The 15751-nt window shown below is 71.6% G+C and carries 14 protein-coding genes and 3 tRNA genes; 10 read left to right on the top strand and 7 right to left on the bottom strand.

Annotated elements, in window-relative coordinates; genetic code table 11:
• Positions 1-73 precede the first annotated feature (73 nt).
• The 3 genes from AB0C01_RS18655 to AB0C01_RS18645 all read right to left on the bottom strand — a co-directional run bounded on the left by AB0C01_RS18655 (position 74) and on the right by AB0C01_RS18645 (position 3906).
• The gene (locus AB0C01_RS18655; RefSeq protein ID WP_357243619.1) at positions 74-1078 is read right to left on the bottom strand and encodes a LacI family DNA-binding transcriptional regulator; all 1005 of its coding nucleotides are present in this window, start codon (positions 1076-1078) and stop codon (positions 74-76) included.
• 490 nt (positions 1079-1568) lie between these two features.
• A complete protein-coding gene (locus AB0C01_RS18650) occupies positions 1569-1934 on the bottom strand; it encodes a hypothetical protein (RefSeq protein WP_357571690.1) in 366 nt (121 codons plus the stop codon).
• A gap of 496 nt (positions 1935-2430) precedes the next feature.
• Complete coding sequence (locus tag AB0C01_RS18645) at positions 2431-3906, bottom strand: FAD-dependent oxidoreductase (RefSeq protein ID WP_357571689.1); 1476 nt, start codon at positions 3904-3906, stop codon at positions 2431-2433.
• Between the two features lie 91 nt (positions 3907-3997).
• On the opposite strand from AB0C01_RS18645, the gene AB0C01_RS18640 reads away from it, so the two are divergent.
• On the top strand, positions 3998-5074 hold the full coding sequence (locus AB0C01_RS18640; protein ID WP_357571688.1) for a serine hydrolase domain-containing protein: 1077 nt from the start codon (positions 3998-4000) through the stop codon (positions 5072-5074).
• Here the strand turns inward: AB0C01_RS18640 and AB0C01_RS18635 are convergent, their stop codons facing one another.
• Both AB0C01_RS18635 and AB0C01_RS18630 read right to left on the bottom strand, forming a co-directional pair.
• Complete coding sequence (locus tag AB0C01_RS18635; RefSeq protein WP_357571687.1) at positions 5075-6400, bottom strand: deoxyribodipyrimidine photo-lyase; 1326 nt, start codon at positions 6398-6400, stop codon at positions 5075-5077.
• Positions 6397-7320 (bottom strand): phytoene/squalene synthase family protein, encoded by a 924-nt coding sequence (locus AB0C01_RS18630; RefSeq protein WP_357571686.1) that lies wholly within the window; start codon positions 7318-7320, stop codon positions 6397-6399. Before AB0C01_RS18630 ends, AB0C01_RS18635 begins: the two co-directional genes overlap by 4 nt.
• Positions 7321-7385: 65 nt before the next feature.
• Between AB0C01_RS18630 and AB0C01_RS18625 the strand changes: the two genes are divergently transcribed.
• The 8 genes from AB0C01_RS18625 to AB0C01_RS18590 all read left to right on the top strand — a co-directional run bounded on the left by AB0C01_RS18625 (position 7386) and on the right by AB0C01_RS18590 (position 12935).
• Entirely contained in the window at positions 7386-8528 is a 1143-nt protein-coding gene (locus AB0C01_RS18625; RefSeq protein WP_357243603.1) for a polyprenyl synthetase family protein, read from the top strand.
• 28 nt (positions 8529-8556) lie between these two features.
• A complete protein-coding gene (crtI, locus tag AB0C01_RS18620; RefSeq protein WP_357571685.1) occupies positions 8557-10038 on the top strand; it encodes a phytoene desaturase family protein in 1482 nt (493 codons plus the stop codon).
• Complete coding sequence (gene idi, locus AB0C01_RS18615) at positions 10035-10643, top strand: isopentenyl-diphosphate Delta-isomerase (protein WP_357243597.1); 609 nt, start codon at positions 10035-10037, stop codon at positions 10641-10643. The genes crtI and idi overlap by 4 nt, the downstream gene beginning before the upstream one ends.
• Positions 10633-11577: a MerR family transcriptional regulator gene (locus AB0C01_RS18610; protein ID WP_357571751.1), complete on the top strand. Its 945-nt coding sequence runs from the start codon at positions 10633-10635 to the stop codon at positions 11575-11577. The genes idi and AB0C01_RS18610 overlap by 11 nt, the downstream gene beginning before the upstream one ends.
• A 73-nt stretch (positions 11578-11650) precedes the next feature.
• Positions 11651-12430 carry a polysaccharide deacetylase family protein gene (locus AB0C01_RS18605; protein ID WP_357571684.1) on the top strand — a complete coding sequence of 260 codons (780 nt, stop codon included), beginning with the start codon at positions 11651-11653 and terminating at the stop codon, positions 12428-12430.
• 154 nt (positions 12431-12584) lie between these two features.
• Positions 12585-12657 (top strand) — tRNA-Glu (locus tag AB0C01_RS18600).
• A 31-nt stretch (positions 12658-12688) separates the two neighbouring features.
• Positions 12689-12762 (top strand) — tRNA-Asp (locus AB0C01_RS18595).
• A 99-nt stretch (positions 12763-12861) separates the two neighbouring features.
• Positions 12862-12935, top strand: a tRNA-Phe gene (locus AB0C01_RS18590).
• A 204-nt stretch (positions 12936-13139) separates the two neighbouring features.
• On the opposite strand, the gene AB0C01_RS18585 is transcribed toward AB0C01_RS18590, so the two are convergent.
• Entirely contained in the window at positions 13140-14174 is a 1035-nt protein-coding gene (locus AB0C01_RS18585) for a hypothetical protein (RefSeq protein ID WP_357571683.1), read from the bottom strand.
• A gap of 166 nt (positions 14175-14340) precedes the next feature.
• Here AB0C01_RS18585 and AB0C01_RS18580 point away from each other — a divergent pair, with 166 nt between their 5' ends.
• Positions 14341-14868 carry an SRPBCC family protein gene (locus AB0C01_RS18580; protein ID WP_357571682.1) on the top strand — a complete coding sequence of 176 codons (528 nt, stop codon included), beginning with the start codon at positions 14341-14343 and terminating at the stop codon, positions 14866-14868.
• A gap of 61 nt (positions 14869-14929) precedes the next feature.
• On the opposite strand, the gene AB0C01_RS18575 is transcribed toward AB0C01_RS18580, so the two are convergent.
• A complete protein-coding gene (locus tag AB0C01_RS18575; RefSeq protein WP_357243585.1) occupies positions 14930-15637 on the bottom strand; it encodes a DUF2786 domain-containing protein in 708 nt (235 codons plus the stop codon).
• Positions 15638-15751 lie beyond the last annotated feature (114 nt).

The raw sequence follows: 15751 nt of genomic DNA, 5'->3' as shown, positions 1-15751 counted from the left end.
ACGTTCGCAGCGACGAAAACGGCCGCCGACCGCCGGGAGCGGTCGACGGCCGAAGCGTCGGGTGGAGTGGTCGCTAGCGACCGGGCGCGGGAGCGGTCGAGCCGCGGACCACCAGCTCGGGCTCGAACAGCAACTCGTCGTGCAGCACGCCGGCACCCTCGATCTGGGTGACCAGCAGGTCCACGGCAGCCTGCCCCATCGTCTCGATCGGCTGCCGCACCGTGGTCAGCGGCGGGTCGGTGCACGTCATGAACGCGGAGTCGTCGAAGCCCACCACCGACACGTCGGCCGGCACCGAACGCCCCAACCGCCGGGCCGCACGGATCGTGCCCAACGCCAGTACGTCGCTGGCGCAGATGATGCCGGTCACGCCGCGCTCGACCAGTTTCGTCGCGGCGACCCGCGCACCCTCCATCGAGAAGCTGGACCGCTCGACACACTCGGCGTCGGCCTCGTCCCAGCCCGCGGCCTGGATCATCGCGTCCAGCTTGCGGCGGGACGGCACGTGCCCCTCCGGGCCGAGGACCATCCCGATCCGTTCGTGCCCGAGCGAACGCAGGTGCCCGTACGCCTGCTCGACCGCGACCGCGTCGTCGGTGGAGACCCGGGGGAACCCCAGCTCGTCCACGCCCGCGTTGACGAGCACGACGGGAAGGCCCCGGTCGGTCAGTCGACGGTAGTGGTCGTGTCGAGCGTCGGCGAGCGCGTACGAGCCACCGGCGAAGATCACCCCGGACACCTGGTGGTCGAGGAGCATCTCCACGTAGTCCATCTCGGACACCCCGCCGATGGTCCGGGCGCAGAGAGCCGGGGTGTAGCCCCGCTGGGCGAGGGTCCCGGTGACGACCTCGGCCAACGCCGGGAAGATCGGGTTCTGCAATTCGGGCAGCACCAGCCCGACCAGCCGGGCGCGTTCGCCACGCAGCTTGGTCGGCCGCTCGTAACCGAGTACGTCGAGCGCTGTCAGCACGGCGGTCCGGGTCGCCTCGGAAACCCCGTCACGGCCGTTGAGCACCCGACTGACGGTGGCCTCGCTGACGCCCGCCTTCTTGGCAACTTCAGTCAACCGCTTGGTCACGGTCGCAATCGTACGTCACCGCGATGAAAGAAATGAACAGCAAAATGCCCGACGTTTGCTGTCCGGCTGCCGCAATCTTCCGTTCGTCGTACGGGGGGCATCGGCCGACGAGGCCCGCAAGCTGGTCGTACGCCAGATGCCACCGAGCGCGCCACGAGCAGCGGCCCCACAAGTGAAGACCCGACGCCGCCCTCCCCTACTGGGGTGTTGGTAAGAACCGAGACACCAGGGGCCAATTAGTTGATCTTCGTGGGCGGCCGGCGGGGGTTGAGCTGGTGTCCCGGTAGGGGACCGCTCACCGGGCATCGGTCGAGGTAGTCGGCGTGGTCGCTCCACCGGCTTTGCAGGGTCGGGGCAGGCGACTGATGGTGCTCCACTGTGTGAGTCGGGGTGCCTGCGCCATCCCAGCCCAGGGCTTTGTCAACGCCCGGGATGACCGCGGGCCCGTTACCCCCGGCACCGGGGGTAACGGGCTCATCTGCGAGCTGGTCTACCCGAGACAGATGGCGACGGCCGTAAGGTTTTGAGCCGTCGTTCCCCGGTTGGAGCCTCGTACCGCCCAGCCGTTGCCTGACGCGAACGAGTCAGTGAGGAAGATGTCGAACCCGGATGTCTGTCCGCCTCCTCCGGTGATGATCGTGCCAGCGGGGCAGGTAGCGAAGGAGATGTTGTTCGCGCCGGCCAGCACTGTTACGGAAGTCCCTGTCGTTTGAGACAGTGCAGTCATCCCGGACGGCTTCTTACTCGAGGCGGGACTGGTGTCAGCCGCGTTCGCCCCGCTCAGAGGAACGACCAGCAGAAGACCACTGATCGATATTGCCGCTGCGCTGCTGATGAACAACTTCTTCTTCTGCACGCCTGGTTCTCCCATCGATTGCTGAACAAGAGAGACATTCGACCGGACGGTCCGCAGCAGACTACTAACAGCCAGTGATCAGTCACATCGTCAGATGCAGATCTAAAGATGGGCCAAAGTTCGACGCATGACCCCGGCAGGCAACAAGGACGTGACAGGCCTAGACCTTCCACCCACTCACCGACTTTGGCACCGGGGCCGGATCCGGCGCCAGCAACAGATCCACCCCGCCGCAGCGGAAGCCCGAGAGTCGATGTGCGACCCCGGCGTCCAGGTAAGGCTCCCAACTCCACGACCCGCACGCGCCCGGGTACACCCCCGCATCAACTGCGCCACTCCGGGCTGACCCATCTGGCTGCCAAGGCCGGCGCCCAAGATTCGCAGCAACATCAGGGATGTTGCTGCCTCACGCAGGCCGGAGGCAGCAACATCCGGGAAGTTGCTCGGATCTTGGGCGAACGGCGCGAGGCGCACGGCGCACGGCGCACGGCGGGCGTCAGGACAGGTCGTGTAGCGCGGACTCGATGGCCCGGTGGAAGGTCGGGTATGCGTAGATCATGTGGCGGAGCTGACTCAGCGGCACCGCCGCGTGCACCGCCACGACCAGCGCGGAGAGCACCTCGCCGCCGGCCGGACCGACCGACGTCGCCCCGATCAGCACCCCCTGGTCGGCGTCCGCGACGAGCTTGATGAAACCGTCGTCGCCGACCCGGTGGATCCACCCCCGGGTCGAGCTGCCGAGCTTCGTGAAACCGACCTGCACGTTGATGCCCCGCTCGCGGGCCTGCCGCTCGGTGAGCCCGACCGCGCCCACCTCGGGATCGGTGAAGGTCACCCGGGGCAGCGCACGGTAGTCGGCTCGCGGAACGGTGCCGGCCGACCCGCTCGACCCGCTGGCGGCCAGCGCGCTGGACGCCCCCATCGCGCCGCCGACCACGCTTGAGGTGCCGCTGGCGTCCGCCCCCGCCGCTGTCTGTCGAGCGCGGGCGAGGATGTCGGCGATCACGATCCCCGCCTGGTACATGGCGATGTGGGTGAAGGCGCCCTCGCCGGTCAGGTCGCCGACCGCCCAGACCTCATCGGTGACGTGCAGACGGTCGTCGACCGGCAGGTACCGCTGGCTGGCGTCCACACCGATCGCGTCCAACCCGAGTTCTTCCAGGTGCGCCTTGCGCCCGGTGACCACCAGCAGCCGGTCGGCGGTGAACTCCGTGCCGCCGCCACCGCGCAGGGTGAACCGGGTGCCGTCGTGCTCGACCCGCTCGGCGCGTACCCCGGTGTGGATCTCCACGCCGTCGGCGCGCAGCGCCGCGGCGGCGACGTCGGACGCCTCCGGCTCCTCGACGGCCAGCACCCGGTCGAGTGCCTCCACCACGGTGACCCGCACCCCGAAGCGGGCGAAGACCTGCGCCAGCTCCAAGCCGATCGCGCCGCCGCCGAGCACCAGCAGCGACTCCGGCAGTTGGTCGGCCTCGATCGCCTGGTGGTTGGTCCAGTACGGGGTGTCGGCGAGGCCGTCGATCGGCGGCACCGAGGGCCGGGTGCCGGTGCCCAACACGATCCCGTGCCGGGCCTGGAACACCTGGTCACCGACGCGGACCCGACCGGGACCGTCGAACCGGCCGCTGCCGCGTACGAGCCGGCCGCCCTTGCCGACGAACCGCTCGGCCGCGACCGTGTCGTCCCAGGTGTCGGTGGCCTCCTCCCGGATGCGCTTCGCCACCGGCGCCCAGTCCGGCTGGACCTGCGCCGTTCCGGCGAGCCCGTCGACCCGGCGCGCCTCGGCGAGCGCGTTGGCTGCCCTGATCATCATCTTGCTCGGGATGCAGCCCCAGTACGGGCACTCCCCACCGACCAGGTCCCGCTCGATGCCGACGACACTCAGGCCGGCCTCGGCGAGTCGCCCGGCGACCTCCTCGCCACCGACCCCGAGCCCCACCACGACCACATCCACCAGCTCCGGCTCCGCCACCGGAACAGCATCCCCCAGCGACACCACCGCGACCACCGGGGTAGGCGAAAAGTCGGCACACTCACCGGTCCGGGGCGCCTACGGTGTCGGGATGCACGCACGCTTCGCTCCGGTCCGGGACTGTTTCCACGACCTGTTCACCACCGGTCGGGAGACCGGTGCCGGCCTGACCATCTGGTACGACGGACAGCCGGTCGTCGACCTGGTCGGCGGTTTCCGCACCGGCGCCGGACCCGACGGTGAACAGTGGCGGACGGACACGCTGGCCAACGTCTACTCCGTTGGCAAGCCGGTGGCCGCGCTCTGTCTGCTGATGCTCGTCGACCGGGAGCGGGTCGACCTCGACTCGCCCGTCGAGCGGTACTGGCCGGAGTTCCGTACCCCCGCCACCGTGCGTCAGGTGCTGTCGCACACCGCCGGGCTGCCGACCTTTCCGGTGCCCCGGCCCGCTGCCGCGATCGCCGACTGGGCGCTGCTCGCCGGCGACCTGGCCGCCGCCGACCCCGAGTGGCCGCCGGGCTCGGTGGCCGGCGAGCACGCCTGGACGTACGGGCACCTGGTGGGCGAGCTGGTTCGCCGCGTCGACGGGCGGTCGGTGGGCCGGTTCCTGGCCGAGGAGATCGCTGGCGCGTGGCGGCTCGACCTTGGTTTCGGGCTGGCCGAGACGGACCAGCGGCGCTGCGCCGAGATGCGCTACGGCGACCCGGGGTGGCCGGGTCGGAAGCTCGGCGAGCCGGGCTCGCTACGGGCGCGGGCGCTGGGCAACCCGGCCGGTGGACTGGACGTGGCCGTGCTGAACAGCCCGCTGTGGCGTAGCGCCGAGATGCCCGCGGTCAACCTGCACGCCACCGCGGCCGGCCTGGCCCGGCTCTACGCCGGCCTGCTGGCCGGCGGCGTCCTGGACGGCGTCCGCCTGTTCAGCCCGGAACTGGTGGCGGAGGCGACCGGGGTGCAGTACGACGGGCCGGACCTGGTGCTGGACCGCCAGGCCCACTGGACCCTCGGCATGCAGTGGGAGCCGGACGGCAGTTGGGGCATGGGCGGCATCGGCGGCAGCAGCGCGTGGGCCGACCCGCAGCGCGGTTACGTCCTCGCGTACGCCACGGCGCACCTCGCCGAGCACGACCGGGTCGACGAACTGGCCGAGGTGTTGCACTCCTGCCTCTGATCAGCGCAGCCAGACCGGGTCGGTGCCCGGCACCGAGAGCGGCGGCGGATAGTCGAGCGTCTGGCGCAGCGCCTCGGGCAGGCGCCACGGTTGGTGGATGGCCTTGCCCTGCACCGTCGCCAGCTCCGGCACCCACCGGCGCACGTAGTCGCCGTCCGGGTCGTACCGCTCGGCCTGCCGGACGGGGTTGAACCCCCGGTAGGGCTTGGTGTCGTTGCCGGTGCCGGCGACCCACTGCCAGTTGCCGGAGTTGTTTGCCACGTCCCCGTCCAGCAGCCAGCGGAAGAACACCCTCACCCCCGCACGCCAGTCCTGCCCGAGGTGCTTGGTCAGGTAGCCGGCGGTGATCAACCGGGCCCGGTTGTGCATCCAGCCCTGCGCGCGCATCTGCCGCATTCCGGCGTCGACGATCGGCATCCCGGTCCGTCCCTCGGTCCAGGCCGCCAACGCGTCGTCGTCGTAGCGCCACTGCTCGGTGGCACCCCGCCGGTACGCCGCGGTCGAGATCTCCGGAAAGGCGGCGGTGACCTGGTAGTAGAAGTCCCGCCAGCAGATCTGCCGAACGAACGGCCCGGACCGGTCCCCGGCGCGGTTAGCCACCGCCAGCGGGGACACGCAGCCGAAGCGCAGGTACGGGCTGAGTCGGGAGGTGTCGTCGCCGGCCATGTCGTCGTGCTGGTCGCCGTACCGGTCCAGGTCCGGCAGCCAGTCGGTGAGCCGTGCCTGGGCGACCCGCTCGCCGCCGACCGCCGCGTCCGGCGAGTCACCGGCCGGCAGCGCCGGCAGTCGGCCCACGCTCACTCGGTCGGGCAGGGCGATCCGGCGCGGCGCGGCCAACTCCTCGCGCCACCGGCTGGCCGCCCAGGCGCGGTGGTAGGGGCTGAACACCCGGTAGTGGTCGCCGCCACCACCGGGCCGTAGGGCGCCCGGCTCGACCACGGTCAGTCCGGGAAACAGTCGGAGGTGCAGCCGGTGCCGCTCGCACTCCGCGCGCAGTCGCCGCTCCCGGCGTCGGGCGTGGTGGCTGACGTCGGCGGAGAGCGCGACGGCCGAGGCATCGACCTCACGGGCCAGCCGGATCGTCTCGGCGACCGGGTCACCGTGGCGTACCACCAGGTCGCCGCCGCGCTCGCGCAGCTCGGCGCGCAGGTCGGCGAGGGCCTGGTGCAGGAACCGGGTGCGGTTGGCCGACAGGTCGGCCAACTCCGGGTCGAGCACGTACAGCGGCACCACCCGGTCGAAGGCCGCGCAGGTGGTGGCCAGCGCCGGGTGGTCGTGCACCCGCAGGTCGCGGGTGAGGAGCACGATCGCGGTGCCGACGGTCACCGGGCCTCCGGGTGGACCGTCGGCCCGGGGATGGTGACCGGCGTACCGGTCGCGGTGAGCAGTGCGCGCGCGGCCACCGCCATCCGTCGCCGTTGCGGCACCAGGGCGCGCCCGGCGAAGACGTCGTAGTCCAGCGCGGCGACCTCGTCGAGGATGCCGCCGTACAGGGCGTACGCGGTGCGCATGCAGGCCTGCGAGGCCGGCTCCAGCATGGTGATGCCCGGCGCGGCGGCCGCGTAGTGCGCCTGGGCGCGGGTCACCTCGTACTCGATCAGCTCACGGGTCCGGGGCGTGCCGCGGCCCCGGGCCCGGGCCTCGGCCAGCTCGTCGCGGGTGACGCCGAACTTCGCCAGGTCCTCGTCCGGCAGGTAGGTGCGCCCCCGGTCGAGGTCCTCCGCGACGTCCCGGATGAAGTTGGTGAGTTGGAAGGCGAAGCCGAGCTGTCGCGCCGGCTCCCGTGCCGCCACCGGGTCGGAGGTGCCCAGGATCGGCAGCATCATGGTGCCGATCACCGCCGCCGAGCCCTCCATGTAGTCGAGCAGGTGGTCGTAGGTCGGGTACGCGGTGACGGTCAGATCCATCGCCATGCTCTTCAGAAACGACGCAAAGTCGTCCCGGTCGAGATCGAAGACGGCGATCGTGTGCAGCACGGCCGGCAACAGCGGGTCGTCGACGGCGGCGCCACGCAGGCCAGCCATGAACTGGCTGGCCCAGTCGTCCAGGCGGGCGGCCCGCTCGGCCGGCGGCAGGTCCTCGGTGCGATCGACGATCTCGTCGGCGTAGCGGGTGAACCCGTAGAGGGCGTGCACATGTCGCCGTTTCCATGCGGGCAGCAGTCGGGTGGCGAGATAGTAGGTGCGGCCGTGACGTCTGTGCAGCTCACGACACCGGTCATAGGCAGCGGTGAGATCTGTTTCCACCGGCCCTCCCTCATTTATCGACGCACCAATCGACGCAACTCGTAGCCTAGGGTACGCTCAGCCGCATGGCCAACGACGCAGTTGCGGGCAATGCGACTCGTGTGGCGGCGGCAGAGCCGGTCGACCGGGACGACCCGGTCCAGGCCGTTCTGGCCGCGTACACCCATGAGCTGGTCACGGCCGTCGAGGAGACCCTGACGGCCTTCCTCGCCACCGAGGTCGACTCCCTGAGCGAGATCGACGCCTCGATGGGCGCCTTCGCCGCCTCCGCGCGAGAGGCCGTCCTGGTGGGCGGCAAGCGGATCCGGCCCACGTTCGCCTACTGGGGCTGGCGCGGGGCGGTCGGCGGCGACGAGGCCCTGTCACCCGTGCTGCCCGCGCTGGCCGCGCTGGAGTTGCTGCACACCTTCGCCCTGGTGCACGACGACGTGATGGACGCCTCCACCACCCGTCGCGGCCGGCCCACCGCACACGTCGCCCTCGCCGACCAGCACGTCCAGGCCGGCCACCGCGGTGATCCCGGGCGGTTCGGCGAGGCCGTCGCCGTGCTCATCGGCGACCTCTGCATGGTCTGGGCCGACCAGTTGCTGGCCCACGCCACCGTGCCACCGGCCCGACTGTTCGAGGTGCGCCGCTGCTACGACCAGATGCGGGTGGAGACGGTCGCCGGGCAATACCTCGACGTGCTCGGCGAGAACGATCCGGCCAGCTGGTCGGTCGATCGGGCGCTGCGGGTGGCTCGTTACAAGACCGCCAGCTACACCGTCCAGCGCCCACTGCTCTTCGGTGCCTGCCTGGCCGGGGTGCCCGCGAACGACCCACTGGTCTCCGCGTACACCCGCTACGGCCTCGCCGTCGGCGAGGCGTTCCAGCTCCGCGACGACCTGCTCGGCGTCTACGGCGATCCGGCCGCCACCGGTAAGCCGGCCGGTGACGACCTGCGCACCGGTAAGCCGACCGCGCTGCTCATGCTGGCTCGGGAGTTGGCCACGCCGGCCCAGCTGAGCGCGTTGGAGCGGGCTGGCGACGAACCGGTCGACCGGCTCGCCGAACTGGTGGCCGAGACCGGCGCGGTGGCGCGGGTGGAGCGGATGATCGCCGAGCGGGTGAGCGACGCGCTGGCCACGCTCGACGCCGCACCCGTGGACCGGACGGCGCGGACCGCGCTGACCGGTCTGGCCACCGCCGCCGCCAACCGGCGGGCCTGATGAGCGACTTGAGCAAGGAGGTGGTCACGTGCGGACGGTGACAGGACGGACGGACCGGGTGGTGGTCGTCGGCGCCGGGCTGGGCGGGCTCGCCTGCGCGCTGCACCTGGCCGGCAGCGGTCGACAGGTGACCGTGCTGGAGCGTGAGCCGGTGCCCGGCGGGCGGGCCGGACGCCTCGGCGTGGACGGCTACGAGTTCGACACCGGCCCGACCGTGCTCACCATGCCCGACCTGATCGCCGAGGCGCTCGGCGCGGTCGGCGAGGAGTTGCACGACTGGCTCGACCTGACCCCGCTCGACCCTGCCTACCGGGCGTACTACCCGGACGGCTCGACCCTGGACGTACTCACCGACACCACCCGGATGGCCGCCGAGATCTCCCGGGTCTGCGGGCCGCGCGAGGCCGACGGTTATCTGCGCTTCGTCGAGTACGCCCGCGAGCTGTGGCGGCTGGAGCGGACCGACTTCATCGAGCGCAACCTGGACGCGCCGACCGACCTGATCACCGGCAACCTGCTCAAACTGCTCGGCGGCGGGGCCTTCCGGCGACTTCAGACGAAGATCAACCAGTTCTTCCGGGACCCGCGTACCCAGCGGATCTTCTCCTTCCAGGCCATGTACGCCGGCCTCGCACCGCACGACGCGCTCGCCATCTACGCGGTCATCGCGTACCTCGACTCGGTGGCGGGGGTCTACTTCCCACGCGGCGGCATCCACGCGGTCTCCAAAGCCATGGCGGGCGCCGCCGAGAAGCACGGCGTGCAGATCCGGTACGACACCACGGTGACCCGGGTGGAGACCGCGAACGGCCGTGCCACGGGTGTGCTCACCGCCGACGGCGAGCTGGTGCGGGCGGACGTGGTGGTGCTCAACCCCGACCTGCCGGTCGCCTACCGGGACCTGCTCCCCGCCGCGCCACGGCGCCGGCTCACCTACTCGCCGTCCTGCGTGGTTCTGCACGTCGGCTCCCGGCAGGGCTATGCGAAGATCGCCCATCACAACATCCATTTTGGACGCGCGTGGAAGGGCACCTTCGATGAGGTCATCCGGCGGGGCGAGCTGATGACCGACCCGTCGCTGTTGGTGACCAACCCGAGTCGGACCGACCCGTCGGTGGCCCCACCGGACCGGCACACCTACTACGTGCTCGCCCCGGTGCCCAACCTGCACCGGGCCCCGTTCGACTGGCGCGGCGACCTGACCCAGCGCTACAGCGACCAACTGATCGGCACCCTGGAGGAACGCGGTTACGTCGGTTTCGGTGCCGGCGTCGAGGTGCTGCGGGCCATCACCCCCGCCGAGTGGGAGGAGCAGGGGATGGCCGCGGGCACCCCGTTCGCCGCCGCGCACACCCTCTTCCAGACCGGCCCGTTCCGCCCGTCGAACCTGCACCGCGACCTGCCGAACGTGGTCTTCGTCGGCTCCGGCACCCAGCCCGGGGTGGGCGTACCGATGGTGCTCATCTCCGGCAAGCTCGCCGCCGGCCGAATCAGTGGGGAGATTCGATGAAGAGTCGAGAGGAACACCTGGTCGAGCTCGTCGACGAGACCGGCAAGGCCCACGGCGAGTTGACCGTCGCAGCCGCACACCAGCCCCCGGGGCAACTACACCGGGCCTTCTCGGTGCTGTTGGTGGACCCGGACGGTCAGGTGCTGCTCCAACGCCGGGCTGCCGTCAAGACCCGTTTCCCGCTGCGCTGGGCCAACTCCTGCTGCGGCCACCCCCAGCCGGGCGAGTCACTCGCCGAGGCGGCCAATCGGCGCCTGCGCGAGGAGTTGGGCGCGGGCCCGGTCGAGTTGACCGAGGTCGGCGTCTACGTCTACTACGCCGAGGACCCCGCCACCGGTCGGGTCGAATTCGAGTACGACCACGTGCTGCGGGGCGATTTCCTGCCCGCGGCCCCCCTACTGCCGGACCCGGACGAGGTTGCCGAGCTGCGGTGGGCCGACCCCGCCGCCCTCGAAGCCGACCTGGATCGCGACCCCCGGTCGTACGCGCCCTGGCTGGGCGGGGTGGTGAGCCGGCTACTGCGCCCCTCGGGCGCACCCGCTCCGGTCGTGCCCCCGCCCGGATCGTCGGCGGATGACACGGCGGAGCGGTCGGGTGGTCGATGAGGCGCTGAGCGCGGGCGCGGTCGCACGCCGGCTGGGGGTGGCGGTGACCACCCTGCGCACCTGGCATCAGCGCTACGGGCTCGGGCCCAGCGAGCACATCCCCGGCCACCACCGCCGGTACACGCCCACCGACCTGGCCCGCCTCGAGATCATGCGACGGCTCACCGCCGAGGGGGTGAGCCCCGCCGAGGCGGCCCGCTGGGCTCGCCAGGCACCGGAACCGGTGCCCACCGACACCGTCGCCCCAAGCCGGATCCATCGAGCGGGCCGGGACGGCGGCGGAACCATCCCGGTGGGCCGCGCCGGCCCGGCAGCCCGTGGGTTGGCCCGCGCCGCCATGCGGCTGGACGCGGCGGCGATCAGCGAGACGATCGCGCACGCCCTGGCGGCTGGCGGTGTCGTCGCCACCTGGGACGGCCTGCTGCGCCCGGTCCTCGCCGGCATCGGCGAACGCCACGCCGCCAACGCCGGCCTCATCGAGGTGGAACACCTGCTGTCCCGCTGCATCTCGGAGTCGTTCGCGGCGGCCAGTCGGGCCAAGGTTCCCACCGGACCGGCCCGCATCCTGCTCTCCTGCGCGGACGAGGAGCAGCACACCCTGCCGCTGGAGGCGTTGGCCGCCGCTCTCGCCGAGGCCGGGGCCAGCTACCGGACGCTGGGCGCCCGGGTGCCGGTCGCCGCCCTCCTGGAGGCGGTCAACCGGACCGGGCCGGCCGCTGTGGTGCTCTGGTCGCACACCCGGGCCACCGCCGACCCGGGTCAGCTCAGCGCGCTGCTGGCGGCACCGCGCCGCCCGTTGCTGGTGCTCGCCGCCGGGCCCGGTTGGCGAGCCGACACGGTGCCGGCGGGGGTGGTGCGGCCCATCGACCTGGCCGAGGCCGTCTCGCTCGCCGTCGCGGTTCGGGACTCGCTGGACCAGTCAAGGCGTGACTGACCGCACTGTCGCCCATATCGCGGCGTGAACTACCGTCGGGGGTCCGCCCACCCCGACCCCCGGGAGCGAGCAGATGCAAGCCCGCGCCGTTCTGGCGTCCGTCCTCGCCATGGCGCTGGTCTTGTCCGGATGCGCCCAGCCGGACCGCACCATCGCAGCCGCCGGCGCACCGCAGCCGGTGACATCGCCCACGCCCCCGGCGTCGCCGCACCCGACCGTCGCCAAGCCGCCCAAGCCCCCGTTGCGACCGTTGCCGGCCAAGCTCCCCGCCGGCCTGCGGCGCAACACCGGCGCGCGCCCGGTGGTCCTGACCTTCGATGACGGACCCAGCCCGGCCTGGACACCCAAGGTGCTCGACCAACTGAAGGCCTCCGGCGTGACGGCCACCTTCTGCGTCGTCGGTCGTGAGGTGCAGCGTCACCCGGAGTTGGTCCGTCGGATCGTCCGCGAGGGACACCAACTCTGCAACCACAGTTGGCGGCACGACCTCGACCTGGCTCGGCGACCGGTCGCCGAGATGAAGGCCGACCTGGAACGCACGAACAACGCCATCCGTGCCGCGGTTCCCGGGGCGAAGGTGCCCTTCTACCGGCAACCGGGCGGCAGGTGGACGGCGGAGGTGCTCGGGGCGGCGAAGGATCTCGGCATGCGCCCCCTGCACTGGTCGGTCGACCCCCAGGACTGGGACAAGCCGAACGCCGCCACGATCGGCAAGCGCGTCCACGCCGCCGCCCGCCCCGGCGCCATCGTGCTGCTGCACGACGGGGGCGGCAATCGGGCTGCGACGCTCGCCGCCTGCCCCCACCTGATCGCGGACCTGAAGCAGCGCTTCGGCATCGCCCGACTCCGCTAGACCACCTTTGACCTGCTGTTATGGCCCGATCCGAACCCCTGCCGATACCGATTTTGTTCACCGACCAGGCATCACGTATGCTTTCCAAGCCTCCGGCGGGGCCGGATGGGAGCAAGTCCGCTTGAAGTTGCAAATGTGCAATGATGGCGGGGCCGCCCTCATCGTCTAGCGGCCCAGGACGCCGCCCTTTCAAGGCGGTAGCACGGGTTCGAATCCCGTTGGGGGCACGACCGGCGCAAGCCGGAGCAACACAAGCTAGGTCCTGTGGAGCAGTTGGAGTGCTCGCCGCCCTGTCAAGGCGGAGGTCGCGGGTTCAAGTCCCGTCAGGACCGCAGCGCTGACGCCGCGCCTCGCGCGGCGTTCTGCGTATCGGAGCATGTCTCCCTACCGCCGGTTCGTCCGGTTGTTGGGTAACATGGTCCGAGCGACACGGCCAGGTAGCTCAGTTGGTACGAGCGTCCGACTGAAAATCGGAAGGTCGGCGGTTCGACCCCGCCCCTGGCCACATAGCCTTTCGCCGGGCTACAGAGGTCCCCACCAGCGGAAACGCAGGTGGGGATCTTGCTGTTCCGGCACCTTTTCTCGGCGGCCCGCCGGATGTGATCCACTCGACTTCCGGGAAATCGGGGCATCCGAGTCCGCAGAAAACCGCGAGATTGCCAAAATCGAGTCGATCACGGCTCGGTGGCGGGGGCGGAGCACACCGCCGTCAGCCGTCTCGGCCCTGCTGGCGGTGCTGCGCCACACCGGTCTGGATCGCCTCCCACACGCTGCGCCCGGCCTGTCGCAGCGTCTCCCCCGCCTGCTCGGCGAGCTGCGCAGCGCTCTGCGCCGCGGCCTGCGCCCCACCCAGAGGACCACCACCGCCGTCACCGGCTCCGGACGGTCTCGGGCCGGCGGCGTGCGACTGACCGGGTCGGTTGCGCGCCTGCCCGGTCGACGACTCCGCCTCGGTGCCCCGACCCGCCCCGGACGGTCGCTTCCCGTCATCCGAACCTGCCGGCCGCTGCCCTTCCGGGTGGTGCCGCTCCCCGTGTCGCCGGCCGATCGGGTAGTGGCCCGGCATTCCGCCGGACTCCGGTCGTACGTGATCCCCGGGCCGAGGGCCACCGGTTGGGGACCCGGGTCCCCCAGCGCGGGGTCCCGGACCACCAGCGTGCGGCTCAGGGTTCCCCGCAGGTGCTCCCGAGCCCGGCCGACCCGCGTCCGGCCGGTCGCCGTGCACTCGGTCGCCGCCCGACTGATCGGCGTCCACCCGACCGGCGCCCTCCCGGACCGGGCCGACGACGGTGCCGGCAGTGCCCCCCTGCTGGCCCGGCCCGCCGAGTACGCCGTCGGAGCGGCGCACCGACGTCTCGACCGCCCCGGCCCCGTGCGCTGCCTGCTGTGCGGCGCGGTCCACGCCGTCGAGGGTGGTGCCAGCCGTCCGAGCGAGCGCCTCGATGATCTGCGGGTTGTGATCGAGGGTGTCGAGTGCTCGTCCGAGAATCGTGGTCAACTGCTCCAACCGCACCCGCAGCTGCGCCTCGGCGTGCACCCCGTTGATGTCCAGTTCACCGCTGTTCAGGCGCACACGTACGCCGGCGTCGACCTGGATCAGGTTGGCCACCCGGGCCCGCAGCGACAGGTCGGCGTCCAGGCCGTCGACCGCCACCCGGATCGAGTCGACGGAGACCTTCGGAATGTCGAGCAGGACGTCCGGGTCGACCCGGTCCGGCTCCCGCTGCTGCGCGCTCTCGCCCATGCTCTCCCGCCCGCCTGCACACCGGCCCGGTCGTCCGGGCCGTTCGGCGCGGTTACCCGCTTTCCGGCCGGGCATCCCGTCCGTGGGGCATCGACCGACGACATGTCCGGAACCGGGCATCGCACGAAGCTGCACACGCGGGCATCAGCCGGTATGGTCCGGGCCTATGGGACAGGAAATGACTGATCCGGCCGACATCCGGCATGACGTCGACCAGTTCTCCTTACGGTGCCGCCTGCATGTCCCGAGTTCCGCCGAGCGCGCGTTCGCGGTCTTCGCCGACGAGCTGACCGACTGGTGGGTCACCGAATACACCTGGTCCGGCCCGGACGCGCTGGCCGAGCTGGGCATGGAGCCGCGGGCTGGCGGCATGCTCTACGAGATCGGCCCGTACGGCTTCCGCTCCGACTGGGGTCGGGTGCTCACCTGGGACCCGCCGCGCCGGTTGGTCTTCGTCTGGCAGATCGGCCCCGACCGGGCGCCGGTGCCGGACCCGGCCCGCGCGAGCGAGGTCGAGGTGCTGTTCCACAGCGAGGGGCCGGAGCGCACCCGGGTCGAGCTGGAGCACCGACACTTCGACCGGCATGGCGAGGCTGCCGAGGGATATCGCGAGGCGCTCACGGCCGGCTGGCACGAGTTGCTCACCCGCTACGTCGCGACGGTGTCACGCCACCAGCCCACCACCCCCGCCTGACCGTCCGCGCCACCAGCCCACCACCCCCACGGCCATCGGGGACCGAGCCTTCACACGGCCTTCAGTGGCCGAGTTGCCGGGCCGGCGTGGTGGCGCCGCCGAGGTCCCGACCACCCAGGTCCGCGTGGCGACCGGCCTCCGCCCCCGACCCGAAGCCGGTGCCGCCCAACCTGCGTGGCGGTGCGGTGCGCAGTCGCGGGTACTGCTCGGCGAGCCGCCGCTGCACCCGGTCGGAGCGGTCGGCCAGCACCAGCGCCACCGACGGGACCCCCGACTCGCTGGCCGCCGCCGTTTCCGCCGCCCAGAGCCGGCCTCCGATCACCTCCGCGAAACCGGCCAGCCAGGATCGGCGGAAGGCGGCGGGATGATCGTCGGCCGGCACCGCGGTGGCGGCCAGGCCGTGCGCCGCCTGCACGAGCAGTGAGGTGAAGAGCAGGTCCACCCGTTCCAGATCACTGGCGAAGCCGAACAGGTGCAGCGCGAAGCCGTTGCCCTGCCGGCGTCGTACGCAGCGGCAGCGCAGTGGTTCGGCGACCGCGGCGAGCAGGCCGACCTTGTCGCGGGCGTAGGGGGCGACGATGTCCAGGACCCGGTCGCCGACCGGGTCGGTGGTCGGGTCACGGGCGGCGAGCAGCGCTCGGTCCACGCCGTAGCGGGCGATCAGCTCGGTCGCCTTGGCGGTGAACGCCTCCGCCTCGGCGGGTGTGCAGGCCGGGTCCTCGGCCTGGGCGAGCAGCTTACGCACCTTGCTCAGCATGGCCTCGGACATGACTAAGAGCTATCACACGAGTCGGATGCCACCGGGGCCGCGCCACGATCAATCGATCGTTATCATCGTCACTGATCGATGATCAGTCCAATACGGACGGTCAGTCAACCGTTT

The sequence above is a fragment of the Micromonospora sp. NPDC048905 genome, from assembly GCF_040649655.1.
Taxonomy (GTDB): Bacteria; Actinomycetota; Actinomycetes; order Mycobacteriales; family Micromonosporaceae; genus Micromonospora.
Note: the sequence above shows the minus strand (reverse complement) of the source record. Positions and strands in the feature narration are given on the sequence as shown.